This window comes from Nocardia rhizosphaerae (assembly GCF_042650365.1).
GTDB classification, from domain to species: domain Bacteria; phylum Actinomycetota; class Actinomycetes; order Mycobacteriales; family Mycobacteriaceae; genus Nocardia; species Nocardia rhizosphaerae.
The window spans coordinates 980192-997294 of the sequence record NZ_JBHSBA010000003.1; the positions used below are offsets into that span (position 1 = coordinate 980192).

Sequence of the window (17103 nt, forward strand, 5' to 3'; positions counted from 1 at the left end):
GCCAGCCATGGGTTTGCAGGAATTCTGGTTCGTCCTGATCGGCGTGCTGTTCACCGGTTACTTCGTGCTCGAGGGCTTCGACTTCGGCGTCGGCATGCTGATGCCGATCCTCGGCAAGGGCTCCGACACCCGCCGCCGCGTCGTGCTCAACACGATCGGACCAGTGTGGGACGGCAACGAGGTGTGGCTGATCACAGCCGGTGGCGCGATGTTCGCCGCCTTCCCAGAGTGGTACGCGAGCATGTTCTCCGGGTTCTACCTGGCGCTGCTGCTGTTGCTGGTGGCGCTGATCCTGCGCATCTGCGCGATCGAATACCGGGCCAAGATCAACGACCCCAAGTGGCGGGCCTGGTGTGACGTCGGCATCGGCATCGGGTCCTGGATTCCGGCGCTGGCCTGGGGCTGGGTGTTCGCGAACCTGGTGCGCGGGGTGCCGCTGAACGCCGACCGGCAGATCGTCGGCTCGGTGTGGGATCTGCTCAGCCCCTACGCACTGCTCGGCGGCCTGGCCACCGGCATCCTGTTCGCGCTGCACGGCGCGGTGTTCCTGGTGCTCAAGACCGGCGGCGAGGTGCGGGCCGACGCGCAGCGGGTCGCGCGGCTGCTGCTCGTGCCGACCGCGGTGGTGGTCGGCGCGTTCGGGCTGTGGACCCAGCTCGCCTACGGCACCGGCTGGACCTGGATCGCCCTGGTGGCAGCGGTACTCGGGCTGCTGCTGACCGGCGCGGCCAATGCGGCGGGTCGCGACGGCTGGGCGTTCGTCGGTACCGCGATCACCGTCATCGGGGCCACCGCGCTCATCGTCGGCTCGATGTTCCCGAACGTGCTGCCATCGACCATCGACCCGATGTTCGACCTCACCGTCTACAACGCGTCGTCTTCGCCGTACACGCTGAAGGTGATGAGCTGGGCCGCCGTGCTCGCCACCCCGGTGGTACTGGTGTACCAGGGGTGGACGTACTGGGTGTTCCGCAAGCGGCTGACCGTCGAGCAGATTCCCGCGCCGACCGGGTTGACGCTGACCAGCGGAGACTGAGCATGGGGTCGGCGAGATCGTCCGACGGCCCGGCCGGTGTCGGTGGGGCGATGTCGTCGGCGGAGTCGACTTCGGTAGGCGACGGGTCGGTGGCGGGTGAGCGCGGGCCGGTAGCAGGCGAGCGTGGGCCGGCGGCGGGGGACGACGTGCGCTCGCCTGGTACCCGGCCCAAGCCCCGGCGTGCACCGGTGGACCCCAGGCTGTTGCGCTATGCCCGCACGGCGCGGCCGCACCTCGTGGTGGCGGTGCTCCTCGCGCTGGTGATCACGGCGAGCATCGTGGTGCTCGCGGTGCTGCTCGGCCGGGTGCTCGCCGGTGTCATCACCGATCCGAGTTCGCGCGAATTCGGTGCGTGGACAGCGGAATTGCTCGGCATCGCGATCGCGGTGGCGGTGCGTGGGGCGGCCACCTGGTGGCAGGCGCGGCTCGCGCACCGAGCCGGGGCGTCGGTGGTCGCCGAGCTCGAGTCGGCGGTACTGCGGGCGGGCGCCGAACTCTCGCCACGCGAACTCGACACCCGGCGCACCGAACTCGCCGTGGTGGTCGGCAACGGCCTGAACGGGCTGCGCGGCTGGTTCACCGGCTATTTGCCAGCCCTGCTGCTCGCCTGTCTCGTCCCGCCGATCGTGCTGGTCGTCATCGCCGTGCACGACCCGACCTCGGCGCTGATCGCCGTCATCACGGTGCCGCTGATCCCGCTGTTCATGGTGCTCATCGGTCTGCTCACCCAAGGGCGAGCCGAGGCCACCCTGGCCGCGACCACCCGCCTGTCCGATCAGCTGCTCGACCTGTTCGCCGGAATGCCGACCCTGCGCGCCCTCGGCCGCGAGGGGCCGACGGGTCCGAGCATGGTGGATCAGGTCCGCGCCCTCGGTGATTCGCTGCGGCAGCGCACCATGCGCGCGTTGCGGATGGCCTTCCTGTCCTCGATGGTGCTGGAATCGCTGGCGACCCTGAGCGTCGCGTTGATCGCGGTGGCGATCGGGTTGCGGCTGGTCTACGGGGAGATGACGCTGTACGCCGGGCTGGTGGCACTGATCCTCGCGCCGGAGGTGTACTGGCCGCTGCGGCAGGTGGGGGAGAAGTTCCATGCCGCGCAGGACGGGATGGCGGCCGCGGACAAGGCGTTCGCGGTGCTGGATTCGCGCGGGGCGGCGGCGGTGTCGAACGAAGCGTCGGGCGGTGTCGCTGCGGCCGCGCCTTGCTCGGCATCGGCTCGTGCGGGAATCGTGCTGCGTGAGCTCACGGTCGGCGCGCGTGGCGGAAACGCGCCCGACCGGCTGAGCGCTGTGCTCGCTCCGGGCACCGTCACCGTGCTCACCGGGCCGAACGGATGCGGGAAATCGACCACCCTCCAGGCGATCCTGGGCCTCATCACGCCGGACGCGGGTGCCGTCGACGTCGACGGCGCCGATGTCCGCGAACTCGACCCCGACACCTGGTGGGGCCGCATCGCCTGGCTGCCGCAGCGGCCCGTGCTTGTCCCCGGCACGCTGCGCGAGAACGTCGAACTCCTCGGCGCGCGTACCGGTATCGATGCCGCACACCTCGACGAGATAAGTGCTACAACGGGATTCGATCGCGTCCTCGCGGCCCTCCCCGACCGCTGGGACACGGTGGTCGGCCAGGGCGGCGTCGGCCTGTCCCTCGGCGAACGCCAGCGCCTCGCCCTCACTCGGGTACTGGCCGCCCGCCGCCGGATCCTCCTGCTCGACGAACCCACCGCCCATCTCGATTCCGCAGCCGAACAACATGTCCTGGCCACCTTGCGCACTCTCGCCGCCGACGGCGCGACGGTCGTCGTCGTCGGCCACCGCCCGACCGTGCTCGCCGCAGGGGATGTCGTCATCCGGGTCGCCGGAAGCGCGGGGACGCCGGATTCGGACGTCGCCCTGCCCGATCGGCCCGGTGGCACCGAGCCGCCGAGTGCCGGAACGGGCAGTGCCGGTCGACCGGATCCTGATGCGGTTGGCGGAGCACACCCGATGCTCGACAGCCACCTCGGCGATCGAGAATCGGCAGCCGGTGCGGAGGCGGACGATCAGGCGGGGGTGTCGGTGCGGTGATGTCGGAGGATCGGGTTCGGCTCGGACGGGATCTGCGGGAGATGTGGCGCCTGCTCGACCTTTCGGTGTGGCGTGTCATCGTGGCGATCGCGTGGGGGGTGGCAGCGCTGGGCAGCGGGCTCGCGCTGGCGGCGCTCGCGGCCTGGTTGATCGCGCGGGCCTGGCAGATGCCGCCGGTGCTGTACCTGAGCGTCGCGGTGACTTCGGTACGGGCGCTCGGCATTTCACGCGGGCTCTGCCGCTACCTCGAACGCCTGGCCTCCCACGATGTGGCGCTGCGGGCCATGACCACGGCCCGCACCACGGTGTACCGGCAGCTCGCGCATTCGAATATCTGGTGGTGGCGTAGCACCTCCGCCGACCGTGCGCCCGCGGTGCTCGACGCCGTCGACAGTGGCACAACCTTCGCCCGCGGCGGCGGAACAACCGGTGACGAGTCCGCGGTGGCGCGCTGGCGCGCCGGCGCAGACACGAGTCGTGGTGCCGGCGCTGACGCCGCGGGCCGGGGCGGAGGTGAGCTGGCGGAGTTCCGGCGTGGCGATCTCCTGGTCCGGGTCGGCCGGGATATCGACGACCTCGGCGCGGTGGTGGTACGGGTGCTGGTGCCCGTCGCGGTGGCGGTGGTGCTCTCGCTCGCCGCGGTCGCGCTGATCGCGTTCATCTCGGTGCCCGCCGCGGTGATCCTGGCGCTCGCCCTCGCGGTATCGGGGATCCTCGCGCCGTGGCTGTCCGGGCTGGCGGCCAGGGAAGCCGACGAGGCGGTGCAGGCGGACCGGGCCGAATTCACCGCCGAGGCGCTCACCGTGCTCGACCACGCGCCCGAACTGCGCGTGGCGGGCAAGCTGGAGACAGCACTCGCCAAAGCCGACACGGCGACCCGCCGGGCCGTACTCGCCGAGGACACCGCCGCCGAGCACAGCGCCTGGGCCGCCGCCGCGAACCCCTTTGCGCTCGGCGTCAGCGCGCTCGGCGCTCTCCTGGTCGGCATCGCCGCCTACGGCCCAACCGGCGGGCTCCCCGGCGGCATGACCCCGATGGCCCTCACCATTCTCGTCCTCGTCCCCCTATCCGCCTTCGAAGCGGTCGGCGTCCTCCCTGCCGCCGCTACCGCCCTCACCACCTCCCGCGCGGCCCTACACCGCCTCGCCGCCACCCACGGTGGCGGAAGCGGTGGTGCGGTGGGTGAGAGCGGTGGTGCGGCGGGCGGAAGCGGCGGTGCGGCGGGCGAGAGCGGCGGTGCGGTGGGTGAGAGCGGCGGGCTGGCGGAGGCCGTCGGCGGTGGGGCCCGGCGAGAAAGCGACCGCCGTAACTACTTTGCCGAGGACGCCGTACCACTGCCCGACGGTCGCCGGATCGCTGTCGTCGGGCCGAGCGGGGCAGGTAAGACCACGCTGTTGATGCGCTGGGCCGGGCTGTTCGATACGCCGCGTGCCGGTGTCACCTTCTTCGCCGAGGACGCGCACCTGTTCAGCACCTCGATCCTGGAGAATTTGCGGGTCGCCAGGGGCGATCTCACGGTTGCCGACGCCGAGCGGGCCCTGCGGGCGGTCGGACTCGGACCATGGCTGGAGTCGCTGCGCGACGGCGTCCACACCACCCTCGCCGGTGGCGCCGCCGCCGTTTCCGGCGGGCAGCGGCGCCGTCTCCTGCTTGCCCGCGCCCTCGTTTCCCCGGCACAGACCCTGCTGCTGGACGAGCCGACCGAACACCTCGCCGCCGCCGAGGGCGAGCGGCTACTGCGTGATCTACTCGACGTCGACAGCGGACTCGTCGAACCGGAACGCACCGTTGTCGTCGTCACCCATCAGCTTCCCGATGGGCATTGTGCCGACGTGGTCGTTGCGGTGGAGGCTGCCCCTCGTCGTCGCGGTTGAGTTGCGGTTCGAGGTACACGCCAAGCGACCACAAAACGCTCCTCTGGTCCCGGATTCCACAGATCGACGCGATTGTGTGCGCGCAGCGCGGCCGTGGACGTCGGCTCGGCGATCGGCATCCGCCCAGCTCAGCACCGCGATTAATTCGATTGCCGAGAACCCGGCACGACGATAAATTCATCGGTACACAAGAGAGGAGGTGATCTGAGGAATGGTTATTCATCGGATGCGTGAGGTGGCTGCCCGCTAGCACCACCACTGCGGGTTTCCCCAGCGGTGCGCTGAGCGAATCCCAGGCAGTCACCCGACCCCCGAGTCCCCGGAGTATCCAACCGGGACCGTCGCGTTCCCCGGAACGCGGCGGTATGGCTCGGGGGTCGCTCCATGTCCGGAGGAAACTCCCTGAACAGCGGCGGTGTGCACCGCTACGATGGCGCCATGACCGTCGACCCGGTGCACGAGTGGCCGATCCCACGCGCCGGTGGGTTCACCGTTGACGACTTCCTGCAGATGCATGACCTGCCCAGCCGGGGAAGTATGCGAAGGCAGGCATCCCCCACTTCTGGCGGGTCGAACGCAGCTCGGAAGACCGTGTCGTGGTCTACGCCTATGAGCTCGACACCGTCTCTACCCGCTATGTCCCGGTCGGGATCTACCACGACCGGTTGAAGACGGTCTCCCCGTTCGATATCGACATCGACTTGACCACCGCCAAGGAGCGCGGCTGAACCGTCGGTGTCCCACCCGGTAGCGGGTGGGACACCGGGGAATTCTCAGCCGATGTAGCGCTGCAACCGCGCCGACAGACGAGGCTCGAGTGCGCCGTCGGCGTCCACCCGTTCCTCGACGTACGCCAGGTCCCCACCCTCGACGATGCCGTACAACCGCTTGGCGCCGCCGACGACCGCGCCGGACTGGCTGCGGATCACCACGTCGGTGGCCAGTTCCCAGGACGACTGGGTGCGGGCAGTGCCGTAGAACAGCTCGACGATGCCGGAGCTGTGGGTGAGCAGCAGTTCCAGCATCTCGTCGTCACCGTCGGTGCCGACCCGCCAGAAACCGCTCTCGCGCAGATCGGGGCGCTCGTAGTTGCCCTCGCCGTCGAGCTTCCAGGTCTGCGATTCCCAGACCAAGTAGTCGCCGCCGTCGTGGGAGACCACGATCTGCTGACCGAAGCGGTAGTCGCCATCGGTGGGATGGTTGCCCTCACCCTCGCCGCGCCACACGCCGACCATCGGCAGCAACGCCAGCATGGCGTGGTTCAGGTCGGGACCCTCACGCAGATTCGCGGTGTCCTCGGGCAGCGGAAGATCCGGCAGGACCGAAATATTTCGGACGCCGGTCTCTTTGGCGCGCTCGGCAGCGATGTTCACCGCCTCGTCGCCGCTTCGACGCTCGGCCGGAGCGCCTGCTGTGTCACTCGCTCGCTCGGCCGGATCGGAACCCTCGCTCGCGAGTCCGCTCATGACACCGACTCCATGACGTCATGACCGGCGGCCTGCGTGGTTACCCGTCGCTGCCGCCTCCGGCCGACCCTCATGACTCGGTGAACAGCCGGTAGAGGACGTAGAGGCCGAACCAGCCGATGAGAATCGACACGGCGATGAGGAGAAACTCGAAGAAGAGGACCACGAATCGGAGTCTAGCGACTGCCTCGCGCGGATACGACAACGGCCCTGGCGGTTCCCGCACGGGAACTACCAGGGCCGTGTGAGGCTTACTACTTCGCGACCGCGACGTCCACCGAGTGGATGCCCGCGCCCTCGGGGCGGACCTCGGCCGAGCCGTTGCCCGACGCCGACAGCGCGCGCAGGGTCCACGAACCCGGCGCGGCGAAGAATCGGAAGTCACCGGTGCCGGAGGCGACGACCTCGGCGGTGAAGTCACCGTTGCCGTCGAGCAGACGCACGAACGCGCCGCCGACCGGCTGACCGTCGGTGCTCAGGACGCGGCCGGTGATGACCGTCTCCTTCTCCACGTCGACGCCGGCGGGAATGGCCTGACCCTGGGTAGGTGCTGCACACATATTGATTACGCTCCCAACTCGATAGGTGCACCGACGAGCGAGCCGTATTCGGTCCAGCTGCCGTCGTAGTTCTTGACGTTCTGGTGGCCGAGCAGCTCCTGCAGCACGAACCAGGTGTGCGAGGAACGCTCGCCGATGCGGCAGTAGGCGATGGTCTCCTTCTCGCCGTCCAGGCCCGCATCCTGGTAGAGCTCGGCGAGCTCGGCATCGGAACGGAAGGTGCCGTCCTCGTTGGCCGCCTTGCTCCACGGCACGTTGATCGCGCCCGGGATGTGGCCGGGACGCTGGCTCTGCTCCTGCGGCAGGTGCGCGGGAGCCAGGATCTTGCCGGAGAACTCGTCGGGGCTGCGCACGTCGACCAGGTTCTTGGTGCCGATGGCCGCGATGACCTCGTCGCGGAACGCGCGGATCGAGTTGTCGGGCGCGGCGGCCTTGTACTGGGTGGCCGGGCGCGAGACCGCGTCACGCGAGAGCGGACGACCGTCGAGCTCCCACTTCTTGCGGCCGCCGTCGAGCAGCTTGACGTCGTTGTGGCCGTACAGCTTGAAGTACCAGTAGGCGTACGCGGCGAACCAGTTGTTGTTGCCGCCGTACAGCACGACGGTGTCGTCGTTGGCGATGCCACGCGCCGAGAGCAGGTCGGAGAACTGCTCCTGGTTCACGAAGTCACGACGAACCTGATCCTGCAGGTCGGTCTTCCAGTCCAGCCGGACGGCGCCCTCGATGTGGCCACCCTCGTAGGCGGAGGTGTCCTCGTCGACCTCGACGAAGACGACGCCGGGGGCGTTGAGGTTCTCTTCGGCCCAGTCAACGGAGACCAGGACATCGGAGCGAGCCATGTTGTTCCTTTCAGAGATGACTTGCAGGGTCAGTTCGGTGCCGGGGCATGCCGGCGGAGACGGGCTACCAACGGATAGATCTGGCAGCCGAGGCAGACCCCGAACGCCGCGTTCAACAACGCCGCGAACAGGGCGAAGCCGGCGAACACCGCGCCGACGATCGGGGAGCCGAGCACGAAGCCCAGCAGGGCGAGACCGGCGAACGCGAAGCCGAGCAGCTGCGCGAAACGCAGCGGCGGCACCGGTTCGGTCTCGGTGGGCCGACCGAGCCGCGGCGCGATGAGCGCCGCGTAGATCCGGCCGTAGGGGTGCTTGGCCGGGCCCGCCGACGCGCCGATCGCGAACACCACGGCCTGCAGGCCGATCAGGATCGCGGCGGCGACGGGAGCGAAGGCGGCGGCGACGAGCACCAGAACCAGCACGCCGGTGGTCACCCAGGCCACGAAACGGGGCCCGCGGACGTCGACACGCTGTGGGGAATCGAGAGAAGTGGTCATGGTGCGAACTCCTGCGCTGATGAGTCTGTTGACTTCGGATCTGCCAGTTCGCCGGGGGATCGAGACGATCACTCGCGCGGCGGACATAGGTCGGCGTCAGGAATCTCGAGGTGAGACAGCCGACCGTTCAGCGGCACAGGCAGCAACAACCACCGAGGCGACACAGATCAACTGTGCGGCGTCGGGTGAGCATCAGCTCGTGGTCGGATTGCACGAGAGGTAGTTTACCCGGTCTTCTCGGGAAATGTCCCGGCCCCCCTGTAGTGGGGGCTGGATCACACCGTCAGCGGCTCGAGCGCGGTGCGCAGATCGCCGGCCTTCGGTACGCCGGAGATGCGGAAACGCTCCTTGCCCTCGGCGTCGAAGACGAAGGTCGTAGGCAGGGAGAGCACGTTCAGTTCCCGGGCCAGCGCGGGATCGGCGTCGATATCGATCTCGATGTCGCGCGGGGCATTCGGTGAGTCCGACAGCTCGGCGGTGACCCCGGCGACGACCCGGCGGACCGCCTCGCACGGCCCGCACCACTCGGCCGAGAAGTGCAGCACCGCAGGGGCCGCCCCGGTGACGCCAGCCGCGTCGAGCAGCCTCGCGCGCTGCGCGGTGTCCGGGTCGAGGCCTGCGGGCCGCATCCGGCCCTGGTTGCGCCGCAACAGCAGGCCGACCGCGACGGCGGCGAGCACGATGACGGCGAGGATGGCGAGTTCGATCATGGTTGCTGCAACTGGTCCAGGTCGATGGTCATGGAGCGGCCGATCCCGTACACGATGATCTGGCCACCTTTGGCCTCCACTTCGGTGGGGGCGATGCCGAACGGCAGTTCCTTCGTATCGATCGTACGGCTGAACCGCTCGAGCACGGCCGGACGATCCTCGTCGAGGATCTCGGACTTGGTCGCCGACGCCGGGGTATCGGTGGTGGCGGTGCGGTCGGTGTAGAAGCGGGTGGCCTGGATGCGGATCTGGTCGCCGTCGAGCAGCAGATCGGCTTCGACCTGGACTTCGACCTTGGTGGCTGTGCTGCCGGGGGTGACGCCGACCGGCAGGATGCGCCCGTCCGCCGCCACCGGCAGGCTGCCCTTGAGCACGTGGGCGCCCGCGGTGGTCAGCCCGGAACCGCCGGAGCCACCGGTGCCGTCGGACTTGTCCGCCGGCGGGCCGAGTACCTGCAGGTCGGGGATGCCGAAGAGGCGGCCGAGTTCGATCGGCTCGATCGCCATCTGCGCCTCGACCCGGTCGACCGCCATCGTGCCCGCGGTGCCGTCGAGTAGCTGACCAACCGGAGCGTGCAGACCGTAGAGATTGGCCTCGAGCGCGATCTCGCCGGGGATGTCGGGGCGGTTGCTCCTGGCGCGGATCAGCACGTCGTCGTAGCGGCCCGACATGGCCTGGGCGACGAACGGGAAACCCTTGATGGTCACTTCGGGGTCGGCCGACAGTTCGGCTCCGGCTCGCAGCTGCCGCGACACGTGGTACTCCGTGTAGGCGGCGGCGCCGAAATCGATCACCACCGCCACACCGGCCAGGCACAGCAGCCCGATGATCAGCTTGCGCATGGTGCCCACCCTAGCCGCGCGCACCCGGCGCGATGGGGGCGGAGTGGCGCTGCGAAGGCGCGTCGAACGGACATGGTGCGAGGTCGTGGCGGTTCAGGGGCTAATGTTGCACACGACTTACCTGTGTTTCGGCGACGTAGCTACGCGGCTGCTGTCGTCCGCGGAGCCACGAGATAGGAGGAGAGCCCGGTGGAGCTGCTCCTACTGACCTCCGACCCCAACCCGGATTCGGTGCTGCCCTCGTTGTCGCTGCTGGCGCACAACGTGCGGCCCGCGCCGACCGAGGTGTCGTCTCTGCTCGAGGCGGGTAGCGCCGATGTGGCGCTGGTCGACGCCAGAACCGACCTGGCCGCCGCGCGCGGGTTGTGCAGGCTGCTCGGCAGCACCGGGTCGTCGGTGCCGGTCGTCGCGGTGCTCACCGAGGGTGGGCTGGTGGCCGTCAACGCGGACTGGGGCCTGGACGACATCCTGCTGCCCGGTACCGGTCCCGCCGAACTCGACGCGCGTCTACGGCTGCTGGTCGGCCGCAACGGCGGCGTGGCCAGCCCGGAGAACACGGGCAAGATCACCCTCGGCGAGCTGGTGATCGACGAGGGTACCTACACCGCCCGGCTGCGCGGCCGTCCGCTCGACCTCACCTACAAGGAATTCGAGCTGCTCAAGTACCTGGCCCAGCACGCGGGCCGGGTGTTCACCCGCGCCCAGCTGCTGCAGGAGGTGTGGGGCTACGACTTCTTCGGCGGCACCCGCACCGTCGACGTGCACGTGCGGCGCCTGCGCGCCAAGCTCGGCAGCGAATACGAGTCGCTGATCGGCACGGTCCGCAATGTCGGCTACAAGGCGGTGCGCCCGGCCCGGACGCCTGCCACGAAGGGTGAGTCGGTGAGTTTCCCCGACTCCGACGTCGACGGCGACGATTCGCTGACCCCGATCAACGGCACCGCGCAGTAGCGGCATCCGATGGCGCAGACGGCAACCATGACCTGGACCGATCGGGTCGAACCCGAGGTAGCGACCAGGATCCGTGCCCTGCTCGACCGCGCGAACACCGCCGACGGGGTGGCGCCGGTCTCGGAGCAGGTGGTCCTCTCGCTGGCAGACACCGACAGCGCGACCCGGCATCTGCTCGCCGAGCGTGACGGTGAGCTGGTCGGCTATGCCAATCTCGTCGCGGCCCATGGTGAGCACCCGGCGATGGTCGAGGTCGCGGTGGATCCGTCGGCTCGCCGGGCCGGGATCGGTACCGATCTGGTTCGGGTCGCGCTGGCCGAAGGCGGCACCGGCACCCGGGTCTGGGCCCATGGTGATCTGCCCGCCGCCAAGGCGCTGGCAACCCGCCTCGACTTGGTCACAGCACGTGAGCTCTGGCAGATGCGCCGATCGCTGGCAACTCCTGAGCTACCGGAATTGACGGTGCCGGACGACCTGCTCCTGCGGACCTACCAGGGACCCGTCGACGACGCCGAACTGCTGCGGGTGAACAACGCCGCGTTCGCCTGGCACCCCGAGCAGGGCGGCTGGACCGAACGCGATATCGCGGCCCGCCGCGCCGAATCGTGGTTCGACCCAGCGGGCCTGTTCCTCGCCTTCGACGTCGCCGATCCGGCCCGTCTGCTCGGCTTTCACTGGACCAAGGTGCATCAGGACGCGGCACCGGCGGGTGAAGTGTACGTAGTCGGCATCGATCCGCCCGCGCAGGGCCGTGGCCTGGGCCGATTGCTGACTTCGGCCGGTCTGCGGTACCTGCGGGACAGGGGATCGGCCGAGGTGCTGCTCTATACCGAGGCCGACAATGTGGCCGCTGTGCACACCTACACCAGGCTCGGTTTCGCGCCCGCGCATATTGATGTGGCCTATACGGCGCCACAGTGAGTGATATCTCATGCGACGGTCCGGCCCTGCCGCGCCGCTGAATATCCGGCGGCTGACCGGCGAACCATGAGTAAAACTGGGGCAAACGTCACATTCGTGGCCGAAACCGCGCTGGGCTGTTCATTCTCCGTTAACCCGCGTCCGGCCAACTGTCAACCACGCGAACCTACGTTACTTCTGGGCGGCACACGTCGTCGCCTGGTGCGCGCGTTACCCGCGATCTGCACCGCCCAGCTCGCCCGGGCCGGTGAGGGACCGAGCGAGTCGTCAGCAATGTCGGAGGAAATGTGAACTTCAAGCGCACCAGCGCCCTTGTCGGTATCTTCGCCGCGGGTGCCATGACCATGACCGCCTGTGGCAGCGATGACAACGCGACCGACAACGGCATGACTGCCAACACCAGTGTCGAGTGCGGTGGCAAGCAGGCTCTCGCGGCCAGCGGTTCCTCGGCGCAGAAGAACGCCATGGAGCGCTTCATCGCCGCCTACGAGGCCAACTGCGATGGCGCGACCCTGAACTACACCTCCAGTGGCTCGGGCGCGGGCGTCAAGGAGTTCATCGGCGGCCAGACCGACTTCGCAGGCTCCGATTCGCCGCTGAAGGAAAGCAAGGACGAGCCGGCCAAGGCGCAGGAGCGCTGCGGTTCCACCGCGTGGAACCTGCCCACCGTCTTCGGCCCGATCGCCATCACCTACAACATCGACGGTGTGACCGACCTGGTCCTCGACGGCCCGACCGCCGCCAAGGTGTTCAACGGTGCCGTCACCACCTGGGACGCCCCCGAGATCAAGGCGCTCAACCCGAACGCCGCGCTGCCCGCCGAGCCGATCGCCGTGATCTTCCGCTCCGACGAGTCGGGTACCACCGACAACTTCCAGCTCTACCTCGACGCCGCGTCCGACGGCGCCTGGGGCAAGGAGACCGGTAAGACCTTCAACGGTGGTGTCGGCGAGGGCGCCAAGGGCAACGAGGGCACCTCGGCCGCGGTGAAGAGCACCAAGAACGCGATCACCTACAACGAGTGGTCGTTCGCCAAGGCGCAGAACCTGTCGATCGCCCAGATCATCACCCCTGCCTCGGCGGAGCCGGTGACCCTGAGCACGGAGTCGGCCGGTAAGGCCATCGACGGCGCGAAGATCAAGGGCGAGGGCAACGACCTGGTCCTCGACGTCAGCTCGTTCTACAAGCCGACCGAGGCCGGCGCGTACCCGATCGTCATGCCGACCTACGAGATCGTCTGCTCGAAGTACGCCGACGCCGACACCGCGACCGCCGTCAAGGCGTTCCTGACCTCGGCCGTCACCAACGGCCAGAACGGGCTCGAGGACAACGGCTACATCTCCATCCCGGAGAAGTTCAAGACCAAGCTGACCACCGCGATCAACGCCATCTCCTGATCGCTTCCTGGCCATGACCACGCACCCTGAGGTGACCGCCGCGGGCTCGTCGAACTCGACGGGCCCGCGGGCGGCCGGAGATACTGCGACTATGCCGACCGATCCGAAAACCGACAAGGCCCCTGTCAAGGGACGTCTTGGGCTGCTCAACGCCGAGACGTTCTTCCGGTGGCTGGCCACCGCGGCGGGTGCGACGATCGTCGCGGCCATCGCGCTGATCGCGTTGTTCCTGTTGATCCGCGCGGTTCCTTCCCTCAGGGCTGACCAGGTCAACTTCTTCACCAGCACCGAGTTCGCCACCGGCAACGCGGACAATCTGCGATTCGGTATCCGTGACCTGTTCATGGTCACGGTGCTGAGCTCGATCTTCGCGCTCGTCATCGCGGTGCCGATCGGTGTCGGCATCGCGCTGTTCCTGACCCACTACGCGCCGTCGCGGCTGGGCAGGCCGTTCACCATGCTGATCGACCTGCTCGCCGCGGTGCCGTCCATCGTGTTCGGTCTGTGGGGCTTCCTGGTGCTCGCTCCGCAGATCTCGCCGGTCCAGGAGTTCCTCAACGACAACCTGGGCTGGTTCTTCCTCTTCGCCGACGGCAATGTCTCGATCGGTGGCGGCGGCACCATCTTCACCGCGGGCATCGTGCTCGCCGTGATGATCCTGCCGATCATCACCTCGGTCTCGCGCGAGGTGTTCGCGCTCACCCCCCGCGCGCATATCGAGGCCGCCCAGGCCCTCGGCGCCACCAAGTGGGAAGTCGTGCGGATGACCGTGCTGCCCTACGGCCGCAGCGGCGTGATCGCGGGCTCGATGCTCGGCCTCGGCCGCGCGCTCGGCGAGACCATCGCGGTCCTGGTTGTGCTGCGCACCGCGGCCGAGGCGGGTGGCTGGTCGCTGTTCGACGGTGGCTACACCTTCGCCTCCAAGATCGCCTCGGCAGCGGCGGAGTTCAGCGCACCACTGCCCACCGGCGCCTACATCGCCGCCGGCTTCGTCTTGTTCGCGCTGACCTTCGTCGTCAACGCGCTGGCCCGCCTCGCCTCCGGCGGAAAGGTGAACGGCTGATGACCACCACGACGACCCTCGACAAGCCGATCAAGGCACCGACTTTCCGCGAGGTCAGCACCGGTCGCCGGATCAAGAACAACTTCGCGACCGCGCTGGTCACCATCTGCTTCGTGATCGCGCTGATCCCGCTGGTGTGGGTGCTCGGCCTGGTGGTCACCAAGGGTGTCACCGCGATCGTCAGCGCCGACTGGTGGTTCAACTCGCAGAAGGGCATCCTGCCCGATCAGACCGGCGGCGGTGTCTACCACGCGATCTACGGCACCATCGTCCAGTCGCTGGTCGCCACGCTCATCGCGGTGCCGCTGGGCATCATGGCAGCGGTCTTCCTGGTGGAGTACGGGAGGGGCAGGCTGGCCAAGGTCACCACCTTCATGGTCGACATCCTCGCCGGTGTGCCATCGATCGTGGCCGCGCTGTTCATCTTCGCGCTCTGGATCTCGACCATGGGGATGCCGCGGAGTTCCTTCGCGGTCTCGCTGGCACTGGTGCTGCTGATGCTGCCAGTGGTCGTGCGCAGCACCGAGGAAATGCTCAAGCTGGTGCCTGACGAACTGCGCGAGGCGTCATACGCGCTCGGCGTGCCGAAGTGGAAGACCATCCTGCGGATCGTCATTCCCACCGCAGCGCCCGGCATGATCTCTGGCGTGCTGCTCTCGGTGGCCCGCGTCATGGGTGAGACCGCGCCGGTGCTGGTGCTGGTCGGCTACAGCAAGTCGATCAACCAGAACATCTTCGACGGCGAAATGGCCTCGCTGCCGCTGATGATCTACCAGGAACTGGCCAACCCTGAGGCGGCGGGCCGCGAGCGCGTGTGGGGTGCGGCACTCACTCTCATCCTGATGATCGCGCTGCTGTACCTGGCCGCCGCCGGCGTCAACAAGTGGCTCACCCGGAACCGATAGAAGCGAACGGATAACTCAGATGGCCAAGCGGATCGACGTCAAAGATCTGAATATCTACTACGGCTCCTTCCAGGCCGTGGCCGGTGTGGACCTGACCGTGCTGCCCCGCAGCGTCACCGCGTTCATCGGTCCCTCGGGTTGTGGCAAGTCCACCGTGCTGCGGTCGCTGAACCGCATGCACGAGGTGACCCCGAACGCCCGCGTCGAAGGCGCGGTGCTGCTCGACGGCGAGGACATCTACGGCGCCAACATCGACCCGGTCGGCGTGCGCCGCACCATCGGCATGGTGTTCCAGCGGCCCAACCCGTTCCCCACCATGTCGATCAAGGACAACGTGGTGGCGGGCCTGAAGCTGCAGGGTGTGCGCAACAAGAAGGAGCTCGACGAGGTCGCCGAGCGCTCGCTGCGCGGCGCCAACCTCTGGAACGAGGTCAAGGACCGGCTCGACAAGCCGGGCGGCGGCCTCTCCGGTGGTCAGCAGCAGCGTCTGTGCATCGCTCGCGCCATCGCGGTCTCGCCCGACGTGCTGCTGATGGACGAGCCGTGTTCGGCGCTCGACCCGATCTCCACCCTGGCGATCGAGGACCTGATCACCGAGCTCAAGAAGGAGTTCACGATCGTCATCGTCACCCACAACATGCAGCAGGCGGCGCGTGTGAGTGACCAGACCGGCTTCTTCAACCTCGAGGCCCAGGGCAAGCCGGGCAGGCTCATCGAGATCGACGACACCGAGAAGATCTTCTCCAACCCCACCCAGCGCGCCACCGAGGACTACATCTCCGGCCGCTTCGGGTAAGCGAACACGGTGAGAGCCCCCGCCTCCTTCCGGAGTGCGGGGGCTCTCGCGTGGATGTCGGGAAACAGCACTGTGCCTGCGGTGCGACCTGTGCCCCAGGCATGCGAAGGGCCCGTGCATCCGATGCACGGGCCCTTTCGGCGGTACTCAGCTCTCCAGGTCGGTATCGGCCGGGAGAACGCCGGTGACCAGGAAGATGACCCGGCGGCCGATTTCCACGGCGTGGTCGGCGAAGCGCTCGTAGTAGCGGCCGAGGAGGGTGACGTCGACCGCGGCGGCGACGCCGTACTTCCATTCCCGGTCCATCAGCAGGGTGAACAAGTGGCGGTGGAGGTCGTCCATCGCCTCGTCGTCCTGGTTGAGCTGGGCGGCGCGCTCGGGATCGCGGGTCTCGAGCACCTCTTTGGCGCCCGCGCCCATGTTCACCGCGATCCGGCCCATCTCGGCGAAGTAGCCGTTGACGGCCTCGGGAACGGCGTGGTTGGGGTGGCGGCGGCGCGTCACCTTGGCGACGTGCAGGGCCAGGGTGCCCATCCGATTGACGTCGTTGACGATCTGGATGGCGCTGACCACCTGGCGCAGATCGCCGGCGACGGGGGCCTGCAGCGCGAGCAGCGCGAAGGCCTTCTCCTCGGCCTCGGCGATCATGACCGCGATCCGGTCCTGCTCACCGATGACCTGTTCGGCCAGCGCGAGGTCGGCCTGCAGTAGCGACTGAGTGGCCTGCTCCATCGCCTGGCCAGCGAGACCGGCCATCTCGCCGAGGAGGTTGGCGAGATCGGCCATTTGCTCGTTGTAGATGACACGCATGTTTGCAGACAGTAGTAGGTGCGGGGGCCGCTGTCACCCAACGCCGGGTGAATGCCGGATGGCAGCGTCCTACCAGCTCAGCGGCCCCACGCCGCGAGCTGAATCAGCGGGTGATCACCCAGTAGCCACTCGGCGTCTGCTTGCAGTAGTAGGTGAAGGGCGGCGCGTCGTATGTTCCGTTTCGCGTCGCGGCCGCGATCGCGTCCCAGCAAGCTTGCGAGGTCGGGTAGAGCCCGTCCATATTGCCCGCGGCCGCGACCGCTGGAACCACCATGGTCATACCTGCCGCGGCTGCGCCCGCGACAAGAGCGGCCGAGATTGCCTTCTTCATCATGTCCTCCCGTAGAAAAGTGCAGATCAGCCGATCGGG

18 protein-coding genes are annotated in these 17103 nt (G+C 68.4%); 10 read left to right on the forward strand and 8 right to left on the reverse strand.

The window, feature by feature from the left end:
* Window positions 1-7 precede the first annotated feature (7 nt).
* The 4 genes from cydB to ACFOW8_RS06215 all read left to right on the forward strand — a co-directional run bounded on the left by cydB (window position 8) and on the right by ACFOW8_RS06215 (window position 5704).
* Window positions 8-1036, forward strand: coding sequence for a cytochrome d ubiquinol oxidase subunit II (gene cydB, locus ACFOW8_RS06200; protein ID WP_378546714.1), 1029 nt, complete (start codon window positions 8-10; stop codon window positions 1034-1036).
* Between the two features lie 188 nt (window positions 1037-1224).
* Window positions 1225-3102 carry a thiol reductant ABC exporter subunit CydD gene (gene cydD / locus ACFOW8_RS06205; protein ID WP_378546716.1) on the forward strand — a complete coding sequence of 626 codons (1878 nt, stop codon included), beginning with the start codon at window positions 1225-1227 and terminating at the stop codon, window positions 3100-3102.
* 41 nt (window positions 3103-3143) lie between these two features.
* Window positions 3144-4976: a thiol reductant ABC exporter subunit CydC gene (gene cydC / locus ACFOW8_RS06210; protein WP_449289761.1), complete on the forward strand. Its 1833-nt coding sequence runs from the start codon at window positions 3144-3146 to the stop codon at window positions 4974-4976.
* Between the two features lie 596 nt (window positions 4977-5572).
* A complete protein-coding gene (locus ACFOW8_RS06215) occupies window positions 5573-5704 on the forward strand; it encodes a hypothetical protein (RefSeq protein WP_378546721.1) in 132 nt (43 codons plus the stop codon).
* 45 nt (window positions 5705-5749) lie between these two features.
* Here ACFOW8_RS06215 and ACFOW8_RS06220 read toward each other — a convergent pair whose 3' ends face one another.
* The 6 genes from ACFOW8_RS06220 to ACFOW8_RS06245 form a co-directional block, all read right to left on the reverse strand.
* On the reverse strand, window positions 5750-6442 hold the full coding sequence (locus ACFOW8_RS06220; RefSeq protein ID WP_378546724.1) for an FABP family protein: 693 nt from the start codon (window positions 6440-6442) through the stop codon (window positions 5750-5752).
* A gap of 254 nt (window positions 6443-6696) precedes the next feature.
* Window positions 6697-7002: a DUF1416 domain-containing protein gene (locus ACFOW8_RS06225; protein ID WP_067492341.1), complete on the reverse strand. Its 306-nt coding sequence runs from the start codon at window positions 7000-7002 to the stop codon at window positions 6697-6699.
* A 5-nt stretch (window positions 7003-7007) separates the two neighbouring features.
* On the reverse strand, window positions 7008-7841 hold the full coding sequence (locus tag ACFOW8_RS06230) for a sulfurtransferase (protein WP_378546728.1): 834 nt from the start codon (window positions 7839-7841) through the stop codon (window positions 7008-7010).
* Window positions 7842-7870: 29 nt separating this feature from the next.
* Entirely contained in the window at window positions 7871-8338 is a 468-nt protein-coding gene (locus ACFOW8_RS06235) for a DUF4395 domain-containing protein (RefSeq protein ID WP_378546731.1), read from the reverse strand.
* A gap of 275 nt (window positions 8339-8613) precedes the next feature.
* The gene (locus ACFOW8_RS06240; protein ID WP_378546734.1) at window positions 8614-9048 is read right to left on the reverse strand and encodes a thioredoxin family protein; all 435 of its coding nucleotides are present in this window, start codon (window positions 9046-9048) and stop codon (window positions 8614-8616) included.
* Window positions 9045-9890, reverse strand: a complete 846-nt coding sequence (locus tag ACFOW8_RS06245; protein WP_378546737.1) for an LmeA family phospholipid-binding protein — start codon at window positions 9888-9890, stop codon at window positions 9045-9047. The genes ACFOW8_RS06240 and ACFOW8_RS06245 overlap by 4 nt, the downstream gene beginning before the upstream one ends.
* Before the next feature lie 189 nt (window positions 9891-10079).
* Here ACFOW8_RS06245 and ACFOW8_RS06250 point away from each other — a divergent pair, with 189 nt between their 5' ends.
* The 6 genes from ACFOW8_RS06250 (at window position 10080) to pstB (ending at window position 15923) form a co-directional block, all read left to right on the forward strand.
* Window positions 10080-10841, forward strand: a complete 762-nt coding sequence (locus ACFOW8_RS06250; RefSeq protein ID WP_378546740.1) for a winged helix-turn-helix transcriptional regulator — start codon at window positions 10080-10082, stop codon at window positions 10839-10841.
* 9 nt (window positions 10842-10850) lie between these two features.
* Window positions 10851-11762 carry a mycothiol synthase gene (mshD, locus tag ACFOW8_RS06255; RefSeq protein WP_378546743.1) on the forward strand — a complete coding sequence of 304 codons (912 nt, stop codon included), beginning with the start codon at window positions 10851-10853 and terminating at the stop codon, window positions 11760-11762.
* Window positions 11763-12049: 287 nt separating this feature from the next.
* Window positions 12050-13159 carry a phosphate ABC transporter substrate-binding protein PstS gene (gene pstS / locus ACFOW8_RS06260; protein WP_378546746.1) on the forward strand — a complete coding sequence of 370 codons (1110 nt, stop codon included), beginning with the start codon at window positions 12050-12052 and terminating at the stop codon, window positions 13157-13159.
* 91 nt (window positions 13160-13250) lie between these two features.
* On the forward strand, window positions 13251-14222 hold the full coding sequence (pstC, locus tag ACFOW8_RS06265; protein WP_378546748.1) for a phosphate ABC transporter permease subunit PstC: 972 nt from the start codon (window positions 13251-13253) through the stop codon (window positions 14220-14222).
* Window positions 14222-15127 carry a phosphate ABC transporter permease PstA gene (pstA, locus tag ACFOW8_RS06270; protein WP_378546751.1) on the forward strand — a complete coding sequence of 302 codons (906 nt, stop codon included), beginning with the start codon at window positions 14222-14224 and terminating at the stop codon, window positions 15125-15127. Before pstC ends, pstA begins: the two co-directional genes overlap by 1 nt.
* Window positions 15128-15146: 19 nt before the next feature.
* Window positions 15147-15923: a phosphate ABC transporter ATP-binding protein PstB gene (pstB, locus tag ACFOW8_RS06275; RefSeq protein ID WP_378546754.1), complete on the forward strand. Its 777-nt coding sequence runs from the start codon at window positions 15147-15149 to the stop codon at window positions 15921-15923.
* A 147-nt stretch (window positions 15924-16070) separates the two neighbouring features.
* On the opposite strand, the gene phoU is transcribed toward pstB, so the two are convergent.
* Both phoU and ACFOW8_RS06285 read right to left on the reverse strand, forming a co-directional pair.
* Window positions 16071-16733, reverse strand: a complete 663-nt coding sequence (gene phoU, locus ACFOW8_RS06280; protein WP_378546757.1) for a phosphate signaling complex protein PhoU — start codon at window positions 16731-16733, stop codon at window positions 16071-16073.
* A gap of 103 nt (window positions 16734-16836) precedes the next feature.
* Complete coding sequence (locus ACFOW8_RS06285; protein WP_378546760.1) at window positions 16837-17064, reverse strand: hypothetical protein; 228 nt, start codon at window positions 17062-17064, stop codon at window positions 16837-16839.
* Between the last annotated feature and the right edge of the window lie 39 nt (window positions 17065-17103).